Raw genomic sequence first — 21,760 nt, forward strand, 5'->3', positions numbered from 1 at the left:
TTGCGGGGTTAATGGGCGCGGGCTTGGGTCACGCGATCCACGAGGTACACCAATCCGTGATAATCGATGCCGCCATGCTGGCTTAGGCCGATCTCGCAGGTGCGGCTGGTGGAGATGCCCTCGCTGCAATATTGCACCGCATCCTTGAGGGAGCGCAGCGAGTGGGCGTTGAGTTCCGGCGTGGTGAAACCTTTGTCGCCGGCAAATCCGCAGCAGTGAATGCCTTCCGGGATCACCACGGTTTTGGCACAGCGGCGGGCCAGGTCGATCAGGGCCTGGCTTTCTCCCAGGTGTTGGGTGCTGCAGGTGACGTGTACGGCGACCGGCGCTTCTTGCGGTGTGAAATCGAGACGGTCCATCAGGTGCGTGCGGATGAAACGTACTGGGTCGTAGAGGTCCAGGCGCGTTTCGCCAAGGTCTTGCACCAGGCGCAGGGTGCAGGGGCTGGTGTCGCAATAGATCGGGTCCAGGCCGCCGCGGCTGGCATGGAGCAGGGCACCGATCAGTTCCTGGCGTTTGTGTTCTGCCTGTTCGGCGTAGCCTTTGGAAGCGAAAGGCTGGCCGCAGCACAGGTTGTCCTGATTGTCGGGAAACACGACCTGGTAACCGGCTTTTTCCAGCAGTGTCTGGGTTTTTTCGTACAGCGACATCTGCTCTTTATCACCGGCCGCCGGGCCCATGGCGCGTGAGACGCAGGCCGCCAGGTAGACCACCCGTGGCCGCTCATCCGTCACTGCCGGGCTGAAGCGAATGGCTTTTTCCGGTTGTGGCATGGCGTTGCTCCACTGCGGGATCTGCCCCTTGGAGAGCTTGGTCACGGTGGCCGACAGCTTCGCCAGGCGAGGTGCCCCCAGCAGCATGCGTGCGCCATTGGCTACATGCAGGGTAAAGCGCGCACCTTGCAGTGCCGTGGCGAAATGGGTGGCTAGCCATTCGGCGGTTTTCGTACGGTCGGCGTCACGGCTTCGCAGTTTTTTCACCAAGTCGCCGGTATTGATTCCTACTGGGCAGCGCTGGGCGCATAGGCCGGTAGCGGCACACGTGTCGATGCCCTGGTAGTGGTAGGCCGCTTCCAATTCGGAGGTGTCGACGCCGGCGCGTTTTTTCGCCTGTATATCTCGCCAGATTACGATGCGCTGGCGAGGGCTCAACGTCAGGCCTTTCGATGGGCATACCGGTTCACAGAAGCCGCACTCAATGCACTTATCCACAAGCTCGTCGGCTGCAGGCAGCGGCTTGAGGTGCTTGAGGTGAATCTGCGGGTCTTCGCTGAGCACCACGTCCGGGTTGAGAATGCCGTTGGGATCGAGCAGGCGTTTGAGTTGCCACATCAGTTGATAGGCGTCGCTGCCCCATTCCAGCTCGACGAAGGGTGCCATATTGCGGCCGGTGCCGTGCTCGGCCTTCAGCGAGCCGCCGAACTCCACGGCCACCAATTGCGCGACGTCATCCATGAACGCTTGATAGCGTGTGACTTCTTCCGCGCTGTTGAAGCCTTGGGTGAACACAAAGTGCAGATTACCTTCCAGGGCATGTCCGAAAAGGATGGCTTCGTCGTAGTGATGTTTGTCGAACAGTTCGATCAAGCGGTTCACGCCAATGGCCAGTTGCTCGACCGGGAAGGTGACGTCTTCGATGATCACCGTGGTGCCGGTTTTGCGTACAGCACCAACGGCGGGGAAGGTGTCCTTGCGGATTGCCCACAGGCGCGCGTTTTCCACCGGGTCTTCGGTGAAGTCGACCTGTTTCTCCACCGGGAAACCGGTCAGCGACGCCATGATCAGCGCCAATTGTTCATGCAGCAATGACGAAGATGCGGCGCGGGATTCAATCAGCAGGGCGCAGGCATTTTCTGATAAGTGCTGTACGAATGCGGGCATGCCCGGTTTGTCCTGCACCGAGCGCATGCTGCGTCGGTCCAGCAGCTCTACGGCCGACACCGGTTGGGTTTTCAGTGCGGTGACTGCGTTGCAGCAGGTCTCCACATCCGGAAACACAATCAGCGCCGACGCCTTGTTTGGGTGGTCGATCACGGTGTCGTAGGTGACTGCGCTGATAAACCCGAGGGTACCCTCGGAGCCCACCAATAGATGGCTGAGGATATCCAGCGGATCATCAAAATCCACCAAGGCGTTGAGTGACAGTCCGGTGGTATTTTTCAGACGATATTTGTGGCGTATTTTTGCTGCCAATTCGGCGTTTGCCCGCGTCTCACGACCCAGTGTCGCCAGGCGCTCAAGCAGTGCGCCGTGCTGTTCACGAAACGCCGTAACGCCGGTCGCGTCTTCTGTATCGAGGCGACTGCCATCGGCCAGGACCAGACGAATCCCGGCCAGGGTGTGGTAGGTGTTCTGTGCGGTACCGCAACACATTCCGCTGGCGTTGTTGGCGACGATACCGCCAATTTTGCAGGCGTTGATCGACGCCGGGTCTGGGCCGATCTTGCGCCCGAATGGCGCCAGCCAGGCGTTAGCCTGTGCGCCGATTACGCCGGGTTGCAGGCGGATCTGAGTGCCTTGCCCGCGAATCTCGCGGCCGTTCCAATTGTCCCCCAGCACGATCAGCACTGAGTCGCTTATCGCTTGCCCGGACAGGCTGGTGCCGGCCGCGCGGAAGGTCACCGGCACGCGATCGCGTTGGGCCGTTTTCAGCAGCGCCACCACTTCGTCTTCTGACTCCACGCGGATCACCAGCTGTGGAACCAGTCGGTAAAAGCTGGCATCGGTGCCGAATGCGAGGGTGGACAGTGGATCGTCGAAACGCCGATCTTTTGGGATCAACTGTGCGACGTCAGCAAGGAAAGCGGCAGGCAGACTCATTGGTCCTCCAGGATCAGCACCCCCCTGGGCGCCGTATTGACACGATTGCGCAAAGCCGACGCCGAGGTTACAACCCGGCGTCGGTTATGACCCTATTGCTACGGCTTTAGTGCACCAGCATGCCGGTAAACCAGTAGGCCTGGGCCAGGGTGATCAGCCCGACTATCGTGGCGAAGAACAGGCTGTGCTTGAGGGTGAAGCGGAACAGGTCGGATTCTTTGCCCACCAGTCCGGTAGCGGCGCAGGCCACGGCGATCGATTGCGGCGAGATCATTTTGCCGGTCACGCCACCGCTGGTGTTTGCAGCGACCAGAAGCGTGTCGTTGACGCCGATCTGGTGCGCTGTGGTGGCTTGCAACGAGCTGAACAGGGCGTTGGAGGATGTGTCGGAGCCTGTCAGGAAAACCCCCAGCCAGCCGAGGAAAGGCGAGAAGAATGGGAAGGCTGCGCCGGTGCCGGCCAATACCAGCGCCATGGTCGAAGACATGCCGGAGTAATTGGTGACAAAGGCGAATGCCAGCACCATGCCGATAGACAGGATCGGCCAACGCAACTCGTAGAACGTCTCTTTTAAGGTGGTAAGACCAATCTTGGCGTTGATTTTCAGTACCAGCATCGAGATCAGTGCGGAGAAGAAAATCGCGGTACCAGTCGCTGAGATCGGGTCCAGCTTGAATATCGCCGGAATCGCAGTCGGGTTGGTCACGATGGGTGCAACCTTGATCACCATTTGATCCAGGTGGGGGATCGCGAAGTTGAATACCCAGCTGTACATCGAGCCGCCTGCGGCGAACATCGCCTTGAACGGTTTGAGGGTCCAGATGGTGACCAGTACGGTGAGGATCAGGAACGGTGACCAGGCCTTGAAAATCTGCCCCAGGCTGTAAGGTGAGGCGACGGTGCTGCGCGGCAGGCCGAAGCCGCCGGCGCTGGCGGTAATCGCTACGTCGGAAGTGGCGCCGGCAATCTGCGCGCCCGCGGTGCGTTTGGGTTGCCAGACTTTCAGGAACAGCGTCAGAGAGATCAGGCTGGCCAGGGCCGAGGTGATGTCCGGCAGTTCCGGGCCGATGAAGTTGGACGTGAAGTACTGCGTAATGGCAAAGCTCAGGCCCGCGACCAGCGCCGCCGGCCAGGTTTCGCGAACACCACGCAGGCCATCCATCATGAATACCAGCCAGAACGGCACGAACAGCGAGAGCAGCGGCAGCTGGCGACCGGTCATGGCGCCGATCTTGAAAGCATCGATTCCGGTCACTTGCCCTGCCACGATGATTGGAATTCCCAGGGCCCCGAAGGCGACGGGCGCGGTATTGGCAATCAGGCACAGGCCGGCTGCGTACAATGGGTTGAAGCCCAGGCCTACCAGTAGTGCGGCGGTAATTGCCACGGGCGCGCCGAAACCGGCGGCACCTTCCAGGAATGCGCCGAAGCAGAAACCGATCAACAGCACCTGCAGGCGCTGGTCATCGGTGATCGACAGGACAGAGCTGCGGATGATCTCGAACTGGCCGCTCTTGACGGTGAGTTTGTAGAGAAACACCGCCGCGACAATGATCCAGGCAATAGGCCACAGGCCATAGGCAAAACCGTAACCGGCAGCGGCCAGCGCCATGTCCACTGGCATCTGGAAGGCAAAGATCGCCACCAGTATCGATAACGCCAGGGTGATGCTGCCGGCCACGTGGCCTTTGAGGCGAAACACGGCCAGCGCCAGGAAGAAGAACACGATCGGAATAACGGCGGCCAATGCGGACAGGCCGAGGCTGCCGAGCGGGCTGTAGAGCTGTTGCCAGGTTTGCATATGGGGTGGCCCCTAATTGTTGTTGGTCAGGCACTTCATAGTCGATTTGGATAATTGGTAATACCAATTTACAATCGCTGATGGCTAGGTTAAAAGCCTTCTGAAGATGTGTCAATTTGCCGCTCGCGAAACTTTGGTCGTAGGCCGGTGGGCGAGGTGATCTGGCCGGGTGAGTCGAAGCGGTTCTGATAGGTGCTGGAAGGGCGGCGATAGGCCAGAATAGAGGGCCCGGCGAGTGGTCGGGATGATGGAGAGCGAGTTATGGGGTTTGATCAGGTGCGTCAGCGCCGTTTGTCTGACGATATTGTCGAGCAGCTTGAAGGGATGATCCTTGAGGGCACGCTGAAGTCGGGTGAACGCTTGCCGGCCGAGCGCGCTTTGGCTGAGCAGTTTGGTGTGTCGCGTCCGTCATTGCGGGAGGCGATTCAGAAGCTCGCGGCCAAGGGCTTGTTGGTGAGCCGTCAGGGTGGGGGTAATTATGTTGCCGAATCACTGGGCTCGACGTTCAGCGATCCGCTGTTGCACCTGTTGGAAAACAATCCCGAGGCCCAGCGTGACCTGCTGGAGTTTCGTCAGACCCTTGAAGCGTCCTGTGCTTATTACGCAGCATTGCGAGCTACTGAGGTCGACCGTGAGCGGCTGACCGCTGCATTCGACGCGCTACAGGATTGCTATACCCGCGTAGATGAAGTGAGCCGAGTCGAGGAGGGTGCTGCGGATGCGAGGTTCCATCTGGCTATTGCGGAGGCCAGTCATAACGCGGTGTTGTTGCACACCATTCGCGGTTTGTTCGACCTGCTCAAGCGTAACGTGGTGACCAACATTGGTGGCATGTATCAGCAGCGTACAGAGACCCGTGACATGCTTATCAGCCAGCACCGGGAACTGTACCTGGCGATTATTGAGGGGCGGGCCGAGCAGGCGAGAGACGTCTCGACACGTCACCTGGAGTACGTGCAGGAAGTGTTGGAGGAAGTGCGTCAGGAGGTTCAGCGCGTGGCGCGTGCGGAACGGCGCAAGGGGATGTAGCCGGGGGGAAGTCCCGAGGCTACATCGTTAGGAGGATTATTCTTCCTTGCCCTTGTTGCGCACGGCGCGGTGCAGTTCGCGGTTGGAATCGCGTTCGCGCTCTGTATCACGCTTATCGTATTCCTTCTTGCCCTTGCCCAGTGCGATCTCGCACTTGACCAGATGCTTGCTCCAATACCAGGACAGGCAGATACAGGCGTAGCCTTTCTGTTGTACGGCTGCGGCGAGCTTTTCCAGTTCGCGGGCATTGAGCAATAGTTTGCGCGTGCGCACCGGGTCGGCAATCACGTGGGTGCTCGCGGTTGTCAGCGGGGTGATATGACTGCCGAGCAACCATGCCTCGCCATCCTTGAGCAATACGTAGCTGTCGACCAGTTGCAACTTGCTGGCACGCAGACTCTTTACTTCCCAGCCGGCCAGGACCAAACCAGCCTCGAACCGATGTTCGATGAAGTAATCGTGTCGCGCTTTTTTATTTTGCGCGATGGTCCCTGTGGGGTGTTTCTTTTGTTTAGCCATAGGGGCGGCATTATAGGGAGTTGCGAGCGTGTCGGCTACGGTCAACCTGCGTGCTTGAGCGTGTTGGTCGAATCCCGGACAATACGGGCAGTTCTTTGGTTTTTTTCTTTCGCGGATCCGACTGTTCTTTCGCGATGTTTGCCGCTCAGCTGTGGAAATCACGCACACATGACGACGCATATTCAACGTTCGGCCCTGCTGCCCTATCCGGCGCAGGCGCTCTATGACCTGGTCAACGACGTGGCGCGTTACCCGGAATTCCTGCCTTGGTGTTCAACTGCCGAGGTGCTGGAAAGCAGTGATGAGCATATGGTTGCTAGTGTCGGGGTGGCGAAAGGCGGACTCAGTCAGCACTTCGTTACGCGTAATGTACTGGTGCCGGGCAAGTCCATTGAGATGAATCTGCAGGAAGGGCCGTTTACCCAGCTGCATGGTGTGTGGGTGTTCAAGGCGCTTACCGACAAGGCGTGCAAGATCAGCCTGGACCTGTCGTTTGATTACGCTGGGCCGATTGTGCGGGCGACATTGGGGCCGTTGTTCAATCAGGCGGCCAATACCCTGGTGGATGCATTCTGCCAGCGAGCCAAGCAGCTGCATGGTTGAGATTGAGGTGGTATATGCCGCCGAGGATCGCCAGGTCTTGCTGGCGTTGACGGTGGCTTCGGGAACCAGTTTGCGCGCGGCAGTGCAGTTGTCAGGGATGGCTGTGCAGTTTCCTGAGCTGGATCTGGCTGATTGCCCTTTAGGGGTATTCGGTAAGGTCGTCACGGATGCTGAGGTGCGTCCCGTACAATCGGGCGATCGCATTGAAATCTATCGGCCCTTGCTTGTGGACCCTAAAGAAGTGCGCAGACTGCGTGCGGCCAAGGCGGCGTTGGCAAAGCGGCAGAATCCATAAGCTGGCTGAACGACAGGACAGGTAACAAAAAGCCCGGCATGCCGGGCTTTTTATATGCGCCACAATGTTACTGCGGGCTGGTGTCCAGAGGCTGGGGCGTCGGGACAGGGACCGTTTCGACCCCGTCGACGTCTTTCTGGATCTTGTCGAGCAAGGAGCCTGGCTTGGCTGGTACTTCGGACTTCGGCTTCTCGCTTTCCTGCACAGGTGCAGTCACATTCGCGCCGTTATCGTTGCCGAGCAGTGCTTGATCGCGGCTTACGCCTGGCATGAAATCACCCGACAGGCTGACAAGCTGGTCATTGCCATTGAAAATGACGCTGACGCGCTCCTGTTGGCGTTCACCGCCACCAGGTTGCAGGCTATAGAGATAATCCCAGCGATCGGCGTGAAAAGTGTCGGTCAGCAGGGGATTGCCCATAATAAACCGTACTTGCCGTCGGGTCATTCCCGGGCGTAACTGGTCTATCATGTCCTGCGTGACGACATTGCCCTGCTGGATGTCGATTTTGTAAACCCCGGGGAATGAACAACCGGCGAGTGCGAGCAGTCCCACAAGGGTGAAACTGGTTAGCAAGAGCTTGGTGTTTTGCATCGGTGGGCGACTTCCACTATCTTGGCTGGGACAACGTAAACGCCGATCATACCCGTATTAAGAGAAGCTGCGAAGCAGCATCCGCGAGAAAGCTAACCATGGTTGAAAATAGCGAACTACGCAAAGCCGGTCTTAAAGTGACTCTGCCACGAGTCAAGATTCTACAAATGCTCGATTCTGCTGAGCAGCGCCACATGAGTGCCGAGGATGTTTACAAGGCGCTGATGGAGTCTAACGAGGACGTCGGCCTGGCCACGGTTTACCGTGTACTGACCCAGTTTGAAGCCGCAGGGCTGGTGGTTCGTCATAATTTCGACGGCGGTCATGCAGTGTTCGAATTGGCTGACGGTGGTCATCACGATCACATGGTTGACCTGGATACCAATGAGGTTATCGAGTTCACCAGCCCTGCAATCGAAAAGCTCCAGCACGAAATTGCTGAGGAGCATGGATTCGATTTGGTCGACCACAATCTCGTGTTGTACATCCGTAAGAAAAAGTAAAAACGACGCAGAATTGCTCTGCGAAACGATCGAAGGCGACCCTAGGGTCGCCTTCGTGCTTTCTATAATAGGGAAAAGTTCGGCTCAAGCCTTAGCGGCTACGACCATTTTCTTCGCGTGTGCCAAAGACTCTTTGGTCAAGTCGATCCCTCCGAGCATCCGTGCCACTTCTTCTACGCGCTCCGACTTGTTCAGTTTGGATACCGCAGTGTGTGTCGCATCGCTGTTTCTCACCTTGTGCACAAACAAGTGTTGATGCCCTTGAGCCGCCACTTGTGGCAAGTGAGTGACGGTCAGCACCTGGCCGCGATCCCCCAGGCGGCGCAGTAACTGACCAACAATTTCCGCAGTGGGGCCACCGATACCTACGTCTACTTCATCGAACACCAGTGTCGGTACCCGTGAGGTTTGCGCGGTAATCACTTGGATCGCCAGGCTGATTCGCGATAGCTCACCACCAGACGCCACTTTTGCCAGAGCCTTGAGCGGTTGCCCAGGGTTGGCGCTGACCAGTAGCTCTACCTGCTCCAGGCCGTAGGGTTGCAGCTCATTGCTGGCGTTGGTGCGCAACTCGATGCTAAAGCGCCCGCCCGGCATGCCCAGGCGCTGAATTTCCTGCTCGACGGCGCCAGCCAGGCTGGTGGCGGACTGTTGGCGCAGATCGCTCAGTTCGCGGGCCTTCTCCTGATAGTGGCGGGCAAAAGAGCTGAGCTCTTCGCCCAGTCGCTCAATGGATTCGTCATTTGCGTTCAGGGTCTCGATTTCATCCAGCAGTTTTTGCTGCATGGTTGCCACTTCGGTGGGCTGGATTCGATGTTTGCGCGCCAGCGTATAGATGGTGTCCAGGCGCTCTTCTATCTCCTGAAGGCGCGCCGGGTCGGCGTCGAAATGATCAAGAAAGCGATTGAGTTCGCCTACGGCTTCCTCTACCTGGATTTGCGCACTGGTCAGTAGGGTGGAGGCTTCACTCAGTGGGCCTGAGGCGCTGTTAACACTGGATAGTCGGTTGAGGCTGGCCGTGAGCGCATTGAGCACATTGCCGGAATCGCTCTCGCTGCATTGCTCCACCACCTGGCGGCAGATACCCAGTAGGGTTTCGGCGTTGGTGAGGTTCTTGTGTTCCTGTTCCAGTTGTTCCAGCTCGGTTTCGCCAAGACCCAGGCTTTCCAGCTCTTCAAGCTGATAGCTGAGCAATTGGTGGCGGGCGCGTTGCTCGTCGCCGGAATTGGACAGTCGCTCCAGCTCCTGCCGGGTCTGGCGCCAGCGCTGGGCAGCCAGTTGTACCTGCCGGGCAAGGTCAGTGGCGCCAGCGTATTCGTCGAGCAGGCGGCGATGGGTGTCGGTTTTGAGCAGGGACTGGTGTTCATGCTGGCTATGGATATCAATCAGCAACTCACCCAGGGCTTTCAGGTCGCCAAGGGGGCAGGGCGTTCCATTGATATAGCCGCGTGAGCGCCCTTCGGCGGTGATGACTCGGCGCAGGATGCACGGGCCGTCATTATTAAGGTCGCGCTCGGCTAGCCAGGCCTCGGCTTCGGGGATGTCTGCGAGGTCGAAGGTGGCCAGAATGTCGGCCTTGTCTGCGCCGGGGCGCACCACGCCACTGTCGGCACGGTCGCCCAGGGTCAGGCCCAGGGCGTCGAGCATGATCGACTTGCCGGCGCCGGTTTCGCCTGTGATTACGCTCATCCCGCGATCCAGTTCGAGATCCAGATGTTCAACGATGGCGTAGTTGTGTACAGACAGGTGCACGAGCATGACGGCCGCTCCCAGGCTTTAGGTCTGGTTATTTATACAGTGTTTTGTTCTGGACTGACAATCCTGATGCTTAGCTCAATTTGCTCGGTTACTCAGGTTTTTTAGTGCAAAGGAGAATGATCAGGCCGAAGTTGATCTGGGGCACGCCAAAGACTTTTGATAGCGCCTGCGCCCTTGAACCTGGAAATTGTGGCCCCATATACCGGAACAGAAGCGCGAGTTGAGTTCGCGCATGATTTTGAAAGGAGAAATCTATGGCTGACGAACAGACGCAGGATACGCAAACTCCAGACGCCAATTCGGCTGTCGGTGATGAACTGGCAACTCGTGTGCAAGTGCTCGAAGAGCAGTTGGCCGCTGCGCAGGATCAGTCTTTGCGTGTTGCCGCCGATCTGCAGAACGTCCGCCGCCGTGCCGAGCAGGACGTAGAAAAAGCTCACAAGTTCGGGCTGGAAAAGTTCGCGGGCGACCTGCTGCCAATTATTGACAGTTTGGAACGTGGCCTTGAGTTGTCCAACCCGGATGACGAAAACATCCGCCCGATGCGCGAAGGGATAGAACTGACCCTGAAAATGTTTCAGGACACCCTGAAGCGTTATCAGCTCGAAGCCATTGATCCGCAAGGCGGCGAACCGTTCAGCGCTGAGCATCACCAGGCCATGGCCATGCAAGAAAGCCACGACCTCGAACCCAACAGTGTGTTGAAAGTGTTCCAGAAGGGCTATCAGCTCAACGGTCGCCTGTTGCGCCCGGCAATGGTGGTAGTGAGCAAGGCTCCTGCACCCGTTGCACCTTCTATTGATGAGCAGGCTTGAAATCCGCCGCAAGGCCCCCATTTATAAGTCAAGCGTTTAAGTGCTACCGCAGTTAGCCACCACTGCTGCGGCAACCAAATTCAAGTTTCGGGAGAGTAAATCATGGGCAAAATTATCGGTATTGACCTGGGGACCACCAACTCCTGCGTCTCCGTGCTGGAAAACGGCGTTGCAAAAGTAATCGAAAACGCCGAGGGCGCGCGTACTACGCCGTCGATCATCGCTTACGCCAACGATGGTGAAATCCTCGTTGGTCAGTCGGCCAAGCGCCAGGCTGTGACCAACCCACATAACACCCTGTACGCGGTGAAGCGCCTGATCGGTCGCAAGTTCGACGAAGAAGTCGTACAGAAAGACATCAAGATGGTCCCTTACAAGATCGCCAAGGCTGACAACGGTGACGCCTGGGTTGAAGTAAATGGCCAGAAAATGTCGCCACCGCAAATCTCGGCTGAAATCTTGAAGAAGATGAAGAAGACTGCCGAAGATTACCTGGGTGAGACAGTGACTGAGGCGGTGATCACCGTTCCGGCCTACTTCAACGACAGCCAGCGCCAGGCGACCAAAGACGCCGGCCGCATCGCGGGCCTGGACGTAAAACGTATCATCAACGAACCGACCGCAGCTGCTCTGGCTTACGGTATGGACAAGGCTAAAGGCGATCACACCGTGATCGTTTATGACCTGGGTGGCGGTACGTTCGACGTTTCCGTGATCGAGATCGCCGAAGTGGACGGCGAGCATCAGTTCGAAGTGTTGGCCACCAACGGCGACACCTTCCTGGGTGGCGAGGACTTTGACATTCGTCTGATCGACTACCTCGTTGACGAATTCAAGAAAGAAAGCGGCATGAACCTCAAGGGTGACCCGCTGGCGATGCAGCGCCTGAAAGAAGCTGCTGAAAAAGCCAAGATCGAGCTGTCTTCCGCTCAGTCGACCGACGTTAACCTGCCGTACATCACTGCAGACGCTACCGGTCCTAAGCACTTGAACGTGAAGATCTCTCGCGCCAAGTTGGAAGCGCTGGTCGAAGATCTGGTTCAACGCACTATTGAGCCATGCCGCATTGCGCTGAAAGACTCCGGTATCGACGTTGGTGCGATCAACGACGTGATCCTGGTGGGCGGTCAGACCCGTATGCCGCTGGTTCAGAAGTTAGTTACCGAGTTCTTCGGCAAAGAAGCACGTAAAGACGTGAACCCGGACGAAGCTGTTGCCATGGGTGCTGCCATCCAGGGCGCGGTATTGGCCGGTGACGTGAAAGACGTGTTGCTGCTGGACGTAAGCCCGCTGACCCTGGGTATCGAAACCATGGGTGGCGTGATGACTGCGCTGATCGAGAAAAACACCACGATTCCTACCAAGAAATCCCAGGTGTTCTCGACTGCTGATGACAATCAGGGCGCTGTGACCATTCACGTGCTGCAAGGTGAGCGTAAGCAGGCTGCTCAGAACAAGTCCCTGGGCAAGTTCGACCTGGCTGAGATTCCACCAGCACCACGTGGCGTGCCACAAATCGAAGTGACCTTCGACATCGACGCCAACGGCATTCTGCACGTAGGCGCGAAAGACAAGGCTACCGGCAAAGAGCAGAAGATCACCATCAAGGCCAACTCCGGTCTTTCTGATGAAGAAATTCAACAGATGATCCGTGATGCTGAAACCAATGCTGAAGCTGACAAGAAGTTCGAAGAGTTGGCAGGTGCCCGTAACCAGGGTGACGCACTGGTTCACTCGACGCGCAAAATGATCGCTGATGCTGGCGAGAAAGTGACCGCTGAAGAGAAGGCTGCCATCGAAGCTGCTGTGGTTGCCCTGGAAGCCGCTGTTAAAGGCGACGACAAGGCTGATATTGAAGCCAAGGTTGAAGAATTGTCGAAAGTTTCCGCGCCAGTGGCTCAGAAAATGTATGCCGAACAGGCTCAGCCTGCCGATGGCGCTGCGCAGAAAGCAGAGCCTGAAGCTAAAGACGATGTTGTCGATGCCGAGTTCGAAGAAGTTACAGACAAGAAGTAAGTTGGTCGCCCGGTTGACCGCTATCAAGCGGTGACTGGTAGGATGTCGCCGCGCGGGAGCTTGCTCCCGCGTTGGCGTGTCTGGGGTATGCGAATTTTTACAGCATGCGACAGCGTTCGGATGTTGGCGGTGTGATCGGGGATGCTCCTGCTTTCCGAGCAATAAATACCGCGTTTTTGGCCGGATCCCTGGCTAAAAAGTAGTAATGACCAGGATCGTTGAATTGACGTGAGTTGGGTCCGGGCCTGTATTGGGGCTCAACGAGTTTAGCCAGGCTCAGGAGGGTCTGGCTGAACGTCCTTAAGAGTGCAAAGACTTATGGCAAAGCGTGACTATTACGAAGTGTTGGGTGTGGAGCGCGGCTCCAGCGAGGCGGATCTGAAAAAGGCTTACCGTCGCCTGGCAATGAAGCACCACCCGGACCGTAATCCGGATAGCAAAGAATCCGAGGACATGTTCAAAGAGGCCAATGAGGCCTACGAATGCCTGTCTGATCCCAACAAGCGTGCGGCCTACGATCAGTATGGCCACGCCGGTGTCGACCCTAGCATGGGTGGCGGCGGTGCCGGTTTTGGCGGTCAGAACTTCTCCGATATTTTCGGTGATGTATTCAGTGACTTCTTTGGTGGTGGCCGGGGTGGTCAGCGCGGTGGTGCCCAGCGTGGCAGCGACTTGCGTTACACCCTGGAGCTGAACCTGGAAGAAGCTGTACGCGGCACCAGCGTCAATATTCGCGTGCCGACGCTGGTTAACTGTAAGCCGTGTGATGGTTCGGGTGCCAAGAAAGGTTCCTCGCCGATTACCTGCCCGACATGCGGCGGTATCGGCCAGGTCCGTATGCAGCAGGGTTTCTTCTCTGTGCAGCAGACCTGCCCGCGTTGCCATGGGCAGGGCAAGATCATTTCCGATCCGTGCGACTCTTGCCACGGCGAAGGCCGCGTCGAAGAGTACAAGACCCTGGCGGTGAAGGTGCCGGCGGGCGTGGACACCGGAGACCGTATTCGTCTGTCGGGGGAGGGTGAGGCCGGTGCTCAGGGTGGTCCGACGGGCGACCTTTACGTGGTGATCAATGTGCGCGAACACTCGATCTTCCAGCGCGACGGCAAGCACCTGTTCTGTGAAGTGCCGATCAGTTTTGTCGATGCAGCCCTGGGTGGCGAATTGGAGATTCCGACCCTGGACGGTCGGGTCAAGCTCAAGATTCCTGAAGGTACGCAGACCGGTAAGCAGTTCCGTATCCGTGGCAAGGGCGTAGCTCCGGTGCGCGGTGGCGGTGCTGGCGACTTGATGTGTCGTGTGGCCGTGGAGACTCCAGTCAATCTGGGTCGCCGTCAGCGTGAGTTGCTTGAGGAATTCCGCAGTTCGCTGGAGGGCGATGACACGCATTCGCCGAAAACCACTGGCTTTTTCGAAGGCGTGAAGCGCTTCTTCGGCGACCTGTAAGGAAGTGAGTATGCGACGTATAGCCGTAATGGGCGCTGCCGGGCGCATGGGCAAGACGTTGGTCGAGGCGGTGCAGCAGCGCTCCCCGGCCTCTGGGCTGACCGCGGCGATTGTTCGTCCCGGTAGCACGTTGATCGGTGCGGATGCGGGTGAGTTGGCTTCGCTGGGGCGTATCGGTGTCTCATTGTCAGGTAGCCTGGAGCAGGTGGCTGACGAATTCGATGTGCTGATCGACTTCACCCTGCCGGAGGTGATGCTGAAAAACCTCGCGTTCTGCCGCAAGGCGGGTAAGGCGATGGTGATCGGTACCACGGGTTTGACTGCCCAGCAGAAGCAGTTGTTGGTTGAGGCGGGTAAGGATATCCCCGTCGTCTTCGCCGCCAACTTCAGTGTCGGCGTGAACCTGTCGCTCAAGTTGCTGGACATGGCGGCGCGGGTGTTGGGGGATGAGGCGGATATCGAGATTATCGAGACGCATCACCGTCACAAGATCGATGCGCCGTCGGGTACTGCGCTGCGCATGGGGGAGGCTATTGCCGATGCGCTGGGGCGAGACCTGTCCAAGGTGGCGGTTTACGGTCGCGAAGGGCATACCGGAGCGCGTGCGCGTGAAACCATTGGTTTTGCGACCGTCCGCGGTGGTGATGTTGTAGGCGACCACACGGTATTGTTTGCTACCGAGGGTGAGCGCCTGGAAATCACTCACAAGGCTTCCAGTCGCATGACATTCGCCAAGGGCGCGGTGCGCGCTGCGCTTTGGTTGGAAGGTCGCGAGCCCGGTCTGTACGACATGCGCGATGTGTTGGATCTGCACTAATCAGTAGCTAAAACGGGGCCCCAGGATTATCCTAAGGCCCCGTTTTTACCCGCTAAGCGACGTCCTGTCGCATTCTCCTGCCTTTAAGGCTCATTAGCGGTGGACCAAAAAAGCCTTTTTCTGTAAGCTACAGCTTTAGTGTGTCCACTAAAAGCGCGCAGAATAATTCAGTGAAGAAGCGGGGTGACGTGTCCATACGTCACTCCGCTTTTTTACAACCTGCGATCGCCCTTTCAGGCTTTATTTACGGGAGGTCTTCTTGACTAAGCCAGCCATACTCGCCCTTGCTGATGGCAGCATTTTTCGCGGCGAAGCCATTGGAGCCGACGGTCAAACCGTTGGAGAGGTGGTGTTTAACACCGCCATGACAGGCTATCAGGAAATCCTTACCGATCCTTCCTACGCCCAACAGATCGTTACCCTGACCTATCCGCATATCGGCAACACCGGTACTACGCCGGAAGACGTTGAGTCTGATCGTGTCTGGTCGGCGGGTCTGGTCATTCGTGATCTACCACTGGTTGCGAGCAACTGGCGTAACACGATGTCGCTGTCCGATTACCTGAAAGCCAACAACGTTGTGGCGATCGCCGGTATCGATACGCGCCGCCTGACTCGCATCCTGCGTGAAAAGGGCTCGCAGAACGGCTGCATCATGGTCGGTGACAATATTTCCGAAGCAGCGGCGATTGCAGCAGCGCAAGGCTTCCCTGGCCTGAAAGGCATGGACCTGGCGAAAGTCGTCAGCACCAAGGAACAGTACGAGTGGCGCTCCACCGTCTGGGACTTGAAGACCGACAGCCACGAAACTATCGAAGTGGCTGACCTGCCGTATCACGTGGTCGCATACGACTACGGCGTCAAGTACAACATCCTGCGTATGCTGGTCGAGCGTGGGTGCCGCGTGACCGTGGTGCCGGCGCAAACCCCAGCCAGCGACGTGCTTGCCCTGCAACCGGACGGTGTATTCCTTTCCAACGGCCCGGGTGACCCGGAGCCTTGCGACTACGCCATCCAGGCCATCAAGGAAGTGCTGGAGACCGAGATTCCGGTGTTCGGTATTTGCCTTGGTCACCAGTTGCTGGCGCTGGCCTCCGGCGCCAAGACCCTGAAAATGGGTCATGGCCATCACGGCGCCAACCACCCTGTGCAAGACCTGGACACTGGCGTTGTGATGATCACCAGCCAGAACCACGGTTTTGCGGTGGATGAAGCGACCTTGCCGAGCAATGTCCGCGCGATTCACAAGTCGTTGTTCGACGGTTCCCTGCAGGGCATCGAGCGCACTGACAAGAGCGCGTTCAGCTTCCAGGGCCATCCTGAAGCAAGCCCGGGCCCGAACGACGTAGCGCCGCTGTTCGACCGTTTCATCAATGAGATGGCCAAGCGACGCTGACTGAGCTGCCTGCGGGCGGCCCCTACCTTGGCGGCCCCCGCAGGCTCTTCGAAGATTGTTCAAGACGGCTTGCCGACTGACCTGCGGATTTGAGTGACAAACCCATGCCAAAACGTACAGACATAAAAAGCATCCTGATTCTCGGCGCTGGCCCGATCGTGATCGGCCAGGCCTGCGAATTCGACTACTCCGGCGCCCAGGCCTGTAAAGCCCTGCGCGAAGAGGGTTACCGCGTCATCCTGGTGAACTCCAACCCGGCTACCATCATGACCGATCCGGACATGGCCGACGCCACCTACATCGAGCCGATCAAGTGGCAGACTGTTGCCAAGATCATCGAGAAAGAGCGTCCAGACGCACTGCTGCCGACCATGGGCGGCCAGACTGCGCTGAACTGCGCCTTGGACCTGGAGCGCGAAGGCGTCCTGGAAAAGTTCGGTGTAGAGATGATCGGCGCCAACGCTGACACCATCGACAAGGCTGAAGACCGTTCGCGCTTCGACAAGGCGATGAAGTCCATCGGCCTTGACTGCCCGCGCTCGGGTATCGCCCACAGTATGGAGGAGGCCAACGCAGTTCTCGAAAAGCTGGGCTTCCCGTGCATTATCCGTCCGTCCTTCACCATGGGCGGCACCGGTGGTGGCATTGCTTACAACCGTGAAGAGTTCGAAGAAATCTGCGCGCGTGGCCTGGATCTGTCGCCGACCAAAGAGCTGCTGATCGACGAATCCCTGATCGGCTGGAAAGAGTATGAGATGGAGGTTGTCCGCGACAAAAAGGACAACTGCATCATCGTCTGCTCCATCGAAAACTTCGACCCGATGGGCGTGCACACCGGCGACTCGATCACCGTTGCTCCGGCGCAGACCCTGACGGACAAGGAATACCAGATCATGCGTAACGCCTCGCTGGCGGTATTGCGTGAGATCGGCGTTGAAACCGGTGGTTCCAACGTTCAGTTCGGCATCTGCCCGGACACAGGCCGCATGGTCGTGATCGAGATGAACCCGCGTGTATCGCGTTCTTCGGCGCTGGCATCGAAAGCTACCGGCTTCCCGATTGCGCGTATCGCTGCCAAGCTGGCTATCGGCTACACCTTGGACGAACTGCAAAACGAAATCACGGGCGGCGCGACGCCTGCGTCTTTCGAGCCGTCTATCGACTACGTTGTCACCAAGCTGCCGCGTTTTGCTTTCGAGAAATTCCCGAAAGCCGACGCGCGTCTGACCACTCAGATGAAGTCCGTGGGTGAGGTCATGGCCATTGGCCGGACTTTCCAGGAGTCCCTGCAGAAAGCCCTGCGTGGCCTGGAAGTGGGGGTTTGCGGCCTGGACGAGAAGCTTGACCTGGGCAATCCGGAAAGCATGAGCATCCTCAAGCGAGAGCTGACCGTGCCGGGCGCCGAGCGCATCTGGTACGTGGCCGATGCTTTCCGTGCCGGCATGACCGTCGAAGACATCTTCGGCATGAACATGATCGATCCGTGGTTCCTGGTGCAGATCGAAGATCTGATCAAGGAAGAAGAGAAGGTCAAGACCCTCGGTCTGTCGTCTATCGACCGCGACCTGATGTTCCGCCTCAAGCGTAAAGGCTTCTCCGACCAGCGTCTGGCCAAGCTGCTGGGTGTGACCGAGAAGAACCTGCGCACGCATCGTCACAAACTGGATATTTTCCCGGTCTACAAGCGCGTTGACACCTGTGCTGCCGAGTTCGCCACCGACACTGCGTACCTGTACTCCACCTACGAGGAAGAGTGCGAAGCTGCGCCGTCGGGCCGCGACAAGATTATCATCCTGGGCGGTGGTCCGAACCGTATCGGCCAGGGCATCGAATTCGACTATTGCTGCGTACACGCCGCCCTTGCGCTTCGCGAAGACGGGTACGAGACCATCATGGTCAACTGCAACCCGGAAACTGTTTCCACTGACTACGACACTTCCGACCGTCTGTACTTCGAGCCGGTAACGCTGGAAGACGTGCTGGAAATCTGCCGCGTCGAGAAGCCAAAAGGCGTGATCGTCCAGTATGGCGGCCAAACCCCGCTGAAACTGGCGCGTGCCCTGGAAGCCGCTGGCGTACCAATTATCGGCACCAGCCCTGACGCCATCGACCGTGCCGAAGACCGTGAGCGTTTCCAGCAAATGGTTGAACGCCTGAACCTGCGTCAGCCGCCAAACGCTACCGTGCGCAGCGAAGACGAAGCCATCCGCGCCGCCAGCAAGATCGGCTACCCGCTGGTGGTGCGTCCGTCCTACGTGCTGGGCGGCCGTGCGATGGAAATCGTCTACGAAGAAGAAGAGCTCAAGCGTTACCTGCGTGATGCAGTAAAAGTGTCCAACGACAGCCCGGTGCTGCTGGACCACTTCCTCAACTGCGCCATCGAAATGGACGTGGATGCGGTTTGCGACGGTACCGACGTGGTCATCGGCGCGATCATGCAGCACATCGAACAGGCGGGCGTTCACTCCGGTGACTCCGCATGCTCGCTGCCGCCTTACTCGTTGCCTGCACATATCCAGGACGAGATGCGCGAACAGGTCAAGAAAATGGCCTTGGAGTTGGGTGTTGTCGGCCTGATGAACGTGCAGTTGGCGCTGCAAGGCGAAGACATCTACGTCATTGAAGTCAATCCGCGTGCTTCGCGTACCGTGCCGTTCGTTTCCAAGTGCATTGGCGTGTCCCTGGCCATGATCGCTGCGCGTGTGATGGCGGGTAAGACCCTGAAGGAAATTGGCTTCACCAAGGAAATTATTCCGAACTTCTACAGTGTGAAAGAGGCAGTGTTCCCATTTGCCAAATTCCCTGGTGTGGACCCGATCCTGGGCCCAGAGATGAAGTCCACCGGTGAAGTGATGGGCGTGGGCGATACCTTCGGTGAAGCATTCGCCAAGGCTCAGATGGGCGCCAGCGAAGTGCTGCCGACCGGCGGTACTGCGTTTATCAGCGTGCGTGATGATGATAAGCCGCTGGTTGCAGGCGTGGCCCGTGATCTGATCAACTTGGGCTTTGAAATCGTGGCAACTGCCGGGACGGCCAAGCTGATCGAAGCGGCTGGCCTGAAAGTGCGCCGCGTGAACAAGGTGACGGAAGGCCGTCCGCATGTGGTCGACATGATCAAGAATGACGAAGTCACGCTGATTATCAACACCACCGAAGGTCGCCAGTCGATCGCGGATTCCTACTCCATTCGCCGTAATGCCTTGCAGCACAAGATCTACTGCACCACCACTATTGCTGCTGGCGAAGCTATCTGCGAAGCGCTCAAGTTCGGTCCGGAAAAGACCGTGCGCCGCTTGCAGGATCTACACGCAGGATTGAAGGCATGATCAAATACCCAATGACTGTCCAAGGCGCCAAGGCCCTGGAAGAGGAGCACGCCCATCTGACCAAGGTCGTACGTCCAAAGCTGAGCCAGGACATCGGTACGGCCCGCGAGCTGGGTGACTTGAAGGAAAACGCCGAATACCACGCTGCTCGTGAGCAGCAGGGTATGGTCGAGGCGCGGATCCGTGACATTGAAGGCCGTATGCAGAATGCGGTGATCATCGACGTCACGACTATTCCGCACACTGGCAAGGTGATTTTCGGTACCACCGTGGAGATCGCCAACGTTGAGACTGACGAGAGCGTGGTCTACCACATCGTGGGAGAGGACGAGGCTGACTTCAAGCTCGGCAAAATCTCCGTCGGCTCACCACTGGCCCGTGCCTTGATCGCCAAGGAGGAGGGTGATGTGGTGTCTGTCAAAACGCCCGGCGGTGTGATCGAGTACGAGATTGTTGAAGTTCGTCACGTCTGAAAGGCGGCGCCCGCTTCGTGCGGGCGCCATGCTTTGGCAGCTTGCCCAGATGCTTTGGGTGGGTGGCGTGTGGCTATTGCATATTGGTGTATTGCCGGCGCTGGGCCTGATTGGCCTGGCTCCGTTGCTGATCGATGAGATCGATGGATTATTGAGTGCGCTGCTGGTGGGATTCGCGGCGGCGTGCGTAGCGCTTCAGGCGTTGGTGCTGGTCAAGGCTGAAGGCTTGGAGAGTTTGTGGCGGGATATTCGCGGCCAACTGCTGTTGATGGCGCTGTATGCATGTGCAATGTATTGCATTGTGCATGTCTTGCTGCCGGAAGCGTTGCGCTGGCAGCTATTCAGCTATCTTGTGCTAGGGTTCTCCGGCCTGGTGCTGGTTATACAGCCTGCTCCAGGATGGAGTGGCGGGGCGCGCGAAGCACGCCCGTGACCCTTTGTGTTACTTGAAGCGGTGTACGTTCGACAGTTGCTTGTTGACGCTGAAGTTCTTGCGATACAGCAGCGCCATCTTGCCGATGACCTGAACCAGGTCTGCTTTGCCAACCTTGCACAGTTCTGCAATGGCGGCCAGGCGCGCTTCGCGGTCAAGGATGTTGACCTTGATCTTGATCAGTTCGTGATCGCCCAGTGCGCGTTCAAGTTCGGCTAACACACCTTCAGTCAAACCGTTGTCTGCCACAATCAGAACTGGTTTCAGATGGTGGCCAATGGATTTGTACTGTTTCTTCTGCTCTTGAGTGAGCGGCATAATCTGACCCCTGCGTCTGATCTTGTAAAAAGCGGCGGCCAGTTTACCCGAGCGAGTCCGGGACCGCCCAGTTAATCACGACCCGTTTTATTTTCGAGGTGGCCCGTGGCCCGTTCCAAAACTAGCCTTAAGTGGCTGCAAGAGCATTTCAACGATCCTTACGTCAAAAAGGCGCAAAAGGATGGCTATCGTTCCCGGGCCAGCTACAAGCTGTTGGAGATCCAGGACAAGGACAAGCTGATTCGCCCAGGCATGAGCGTTATCGATCTTGGCGCGGCCCCTGGTGGTTGGTCCCAGGTGACCAGTCGTCTGATTGGTGGTCAAGGTCGCCTGATCGCTTCCGACATCCTGGAGATGGACAGCATCCCGGACGTGACCTTTGTTCATGGCGATTTTACCCAGGACACGGTGCTCGCCCAGATCCTTGAGGCTGTGGGAAATTCGCAGGTAGACCTTGTGATTTCCGACATGGCCCCCAATATGAGTGGATTACCGGCCGTTGATATGCCCCGGGCCATGTTCCTTTGCGAGTTGGCGCTGGATTTGGCGGGTCGGGTGTTGCGTCCCGGTGGCGATTTCCTGGTGAAGGTGTTCCAGGGAGAGGGTTTCGACGAGTACCACAAGAACATCCGCAAGTTGTTCGACAAGGTGCAGACGCGTAAACCTGACTCTTCCCGGGACAGGTCCAGAGAGCAATATCTGCTGTGCCGCGGCTTCCGCGGTGTCGAAGGCGCGGAGAGTGAAGAGCGTTTTTGAGGAATTCGAGGAGGGCGATAGGTTTTTTTATATCGCTTTCGTCAC

19 protein-coding genes are annotated in these 21,760 nt (G+C 57.9%); 13 read left to right on the forward strand and 6 right to left on the reverse strand.

Translation table 11 applies throughout. The features are described from left to right. Window positions 1-8 precede the first annotated feature (8 nt). The gene (locus tag FBY10_RS14615) at window positions 9-2,819 is read right to left on the reverse strand and encodes an FAD-binding and (Fe-S)-binding domain-containing protein (protein ID WP_145336571.1); all 2,811 of its coding nucleotides are present in this window, start codon (window positions 2,817-2,819) and stop codon (window positions 9-11) included. Window positions 2,820-2,925: 106 nt separating this feature from the next. Continuing rightward, a complete protein-coding gene (locus FBY10_RS14620) occupies window positions 2,926-4,620 on the reverse strand; it encodes a lactate permease LctP family transporter (RefSeq protein ID WP_145336569.1) in 1,695 nt (564 codons plus the stop codon). A gap of 261 nt (window positions 4,621-4,881) precedes the next feature. Between FBY10_RS14620 and FBY10_RS14625 the strand changes: the two genes are divergently transcribed. After that, window positions 4,882-5,649, forward strand: a complete 768-nt coding sequence (locus FBY10_RS14625) for an FCD domain-containing protein (protein ID WP_131699392.1) — start codon at window positions 4,882-4,884, stop codon at window positions 5,647-5,649. Between the two features lie 36 nt (window positions 5,650-5,685). On the opposite strand, the gene smpB is transcribed toward FBY10_RS14625, so the two are convergent. Beyond that, on the reverse strand, window positions 5,686-6,168 hold the full coding sequence (gene smpB / locus FBY10_RS14630; protein WP_003176160.1) for an SsrA-binding protein SmpB: 483 nt from the start codon (window positions 6,166-6,168) through the stop codon (window positions 5,686-5,688). 168 nt (window positions 6,169-6,336) lie between these two features. Here smpB and FBY10_RS14635 point away from each other — a divergent pair, with 168 nt between their 5' ends. Continuing rightward, window positions 6,337-6,771, forward strand: coding sequence for a type II toxin-antitoxin system RatA family toxin (locus FBY10_RS14635; RefSeq protein WP_005791512.1), 435 nt, complete (start codon window positions 6,337-6,339; stop codon window positions 6,769-6,771). Next, window positions 6,764-7,066 carry an RnfH family protein gene (locus FBY10_RS14640; RefSeq protein ID WP_145336567.1) on the forward strand — a complete coding sequence of 101 codons (303 nt, stop codon included), beginning with the start codon at window positions 6,764-6,766 and terminating at the stop codon, window positions 7,064-7,066. The genes FBY10_RS14635 and FBY10_RS14640 overlap by 8 nt, the downstream gene beginning before the upstream one ends. Window positions 7,067-7,133: 67 nt before the next feature. On the opposite strand, the gene FBY10_RS14645 is transcribed toward FBY10_RS14640, so the two are convergent. Then, complete coding sequence (locus FBY10_RS14645; protein ID WP_131699394.1) at window positions 7,134-7,661, reverse strand: outer membrane protein assembly factor BamE; 528 nt, start codon at window positions 7,659-7,661, stop codon at window positions 7,134-7,136. A 98-nt stretch (window positions 7,662-7,759) separates the two neighbouring features. Here FBY10_RS14645 and fur point away from each other — a divergent pair, with 98 nt between their 5' ends. Then, complete coding sequence (fur, locus tag FBY10_RS14650) at window positions 7,760-8,164, forward strand: ferric iron uptake transcriptional regulator (RefSeq protein WP_010562662.1); 405 nt, start codon at window positions 7,760-7,762, stop codon at window positions 8,162-8,164. Between the two features lie 84 nt (window positions 8,165-8,248). Here fur and recN read toward each other — a convergent pair whose 3' ends face one another. Further along, entirely contained in the window at window positions 8,249-9,922 is a 1,674-nt protein-coding gene (gene recN / locus FBY10_RS14655; protein ID WP_145336565.1) for a DNA repair protein RecN, read from the reverse strand. A 254-nt stretch (window positions 9,923-10,176) separates the two neighbouring features. Between recN and grpE the strand changes: the two genes are divergently transcribed. The 8 genes from grpE to FBY10_RS14695 all read left to right on the forward strand — a co-directional run bounded on the left by grpE (window position 10,177) and on the right by FBY10_RS14695 (window position 20,641). Further along, window positions 10,177-10,737: a nucleotide exchange factor GrpE gene (gene grpE / locus FBY10_RS14660; RefSeq protein WP_053137824.1), complete on the forward strand. Its 561-nt coding sequence runs from the start codon at window positions 10,177-10,179 to the stop codon at window positions 10,735-10,737. Window positions 10,738-10,839: 102 nt separating this feature from the next. Further along, on the forward strand, window positions 10,840-12,753 hold the full coding sequence (gene dnaK / locus FBY10_RS14665) for a molecular chaperone DnaK (RefSeq protein ID WP_131699396.1): 1,914 nt from the start codon (window positions 10,840-10,842) through the stop codon (window positions 12,751-12,753). A 318-nt stretch (window positions 12,754-13,071) separates the two neighbouring features. Then, window positions 13,072-14,196 (forward strand): molecular chaperone DnaJ, encoded by a 1,125-nt coding sequence (gene dnaJ / locus FBY10_RS14670; protein WP_145336563.1) that lies wholly within the window; start codon window positions 13,072-13,074, stop codon window positions 14,194-14,196. A 10-nt stretch (window positions 14,197-14,206) separates the two neighbouring features. After that, window positions 14,207-15,013, forward strand: coding sequence for a 4-hydroxy-tetrahydrodipicolinate reductase (dapB, locus tag FBY10_RS14675; RefSeq protein WP_145336561.1), 807 nt, complete (start codon window positions 14,207-14,209; stop codon window positions 15,011-15,013). A 259-nt stretch (window positions 15,014-15,272) separates the two neighbouring features. Beyond that, window positions 15,273-16,409 (forward strand): glutamine-hydrolyzing carbamoyl-phosphate synthase small subunit, encoded by a 1,137-nt coding sequence (gene carA, locus FBY10_RS14680; RefSeq protein ID WP_131699399.1) that lies wholly within the window; start codon window positions 15,273-15,275, stop codon window positions 16,407-16,409. 104 nt (window positions 16,410-16,513) lie between these two features. Further along, complete coding sequence (gene carB, locus FBY10_RS14685; protein ID WP_131699400.1) at window positions 16,514-19,735, forward strand: carbamoyl-phosphate synthase large subunit; 3,222 nt, start codon at window positions 16,514-16,516, stop codon at window positions 19,733-19,735. After that, the gene (gene greA, locus FBY10_RS14690; protein ID WP_090399746.1) at window positions 19,732-20,208 is read left to right on the forward strand and encodes a transcription elongation factor GreA; all 477 of its coding nucleotides are present in this window, start codon (window positions 19,732-19,734) and stop codon (window positions 20,206-20,208) included. The genes carB and greA overlap by 4 nt, the downstream gene beginning before the upstream one ends. Before the next feature lie 28 nt (window positions 20,209-20,236). Then, a complete protein-coding gene (locus tag FBY10_RS14695) occupies window positions 20,237-20,641 on the forward strand; it encodes an MFS transporter (RefSeq protein WP_145336814.1) in 405 nt (134 codons plus the stop codon). Window positions 20,642-20,650: 9 nt separating this feature from the next. Here the strand turns inward: FBY10_RS14695 and FBY10_RS14700 are convergent, their stop codons facing one another. Then, window positions 20,651-20,959, reverse strand: a complete 309-nt coding sequence (locus tag FBY10_RS14700; protein ID WP_017139256.1) for a YhbY family RNA-binding protein — start codon at window positions 20,957-20,959, stop codon at window positions 20,651-20,653. 105 nt (window positions 20,960-21,064) lie between these two features. On the opposite strand from FBY10_RS14700, the gene rlmE reads away from it, so the two are divergent. Continuing rightward, a complete protein-coding gene (gene rlmE / locus FBY10_RS14705) occupies window positions 21,065-21,715 on the forward strand; it encodes a 23S rRNA (uridine(2552)-2'-O)-methyltransferase RlmE (protein ID WP_105523285.1) in 651 nt (216 codons plus the stop codon). Window positions 21,716-21,760 lie beyond the last annotated feature (45 nt).

This window comes from Pseudomonas sp. SJZ103 (assembly GCF_007828335.1).
In the GTDB taxonomy this organism is placed as follows: domain Bacteria; phylum Pseudomonadota; class Gammaproteobacteria; order Pseudomonadales; family Pseudomonadaceae; genus Aquipseudomonas.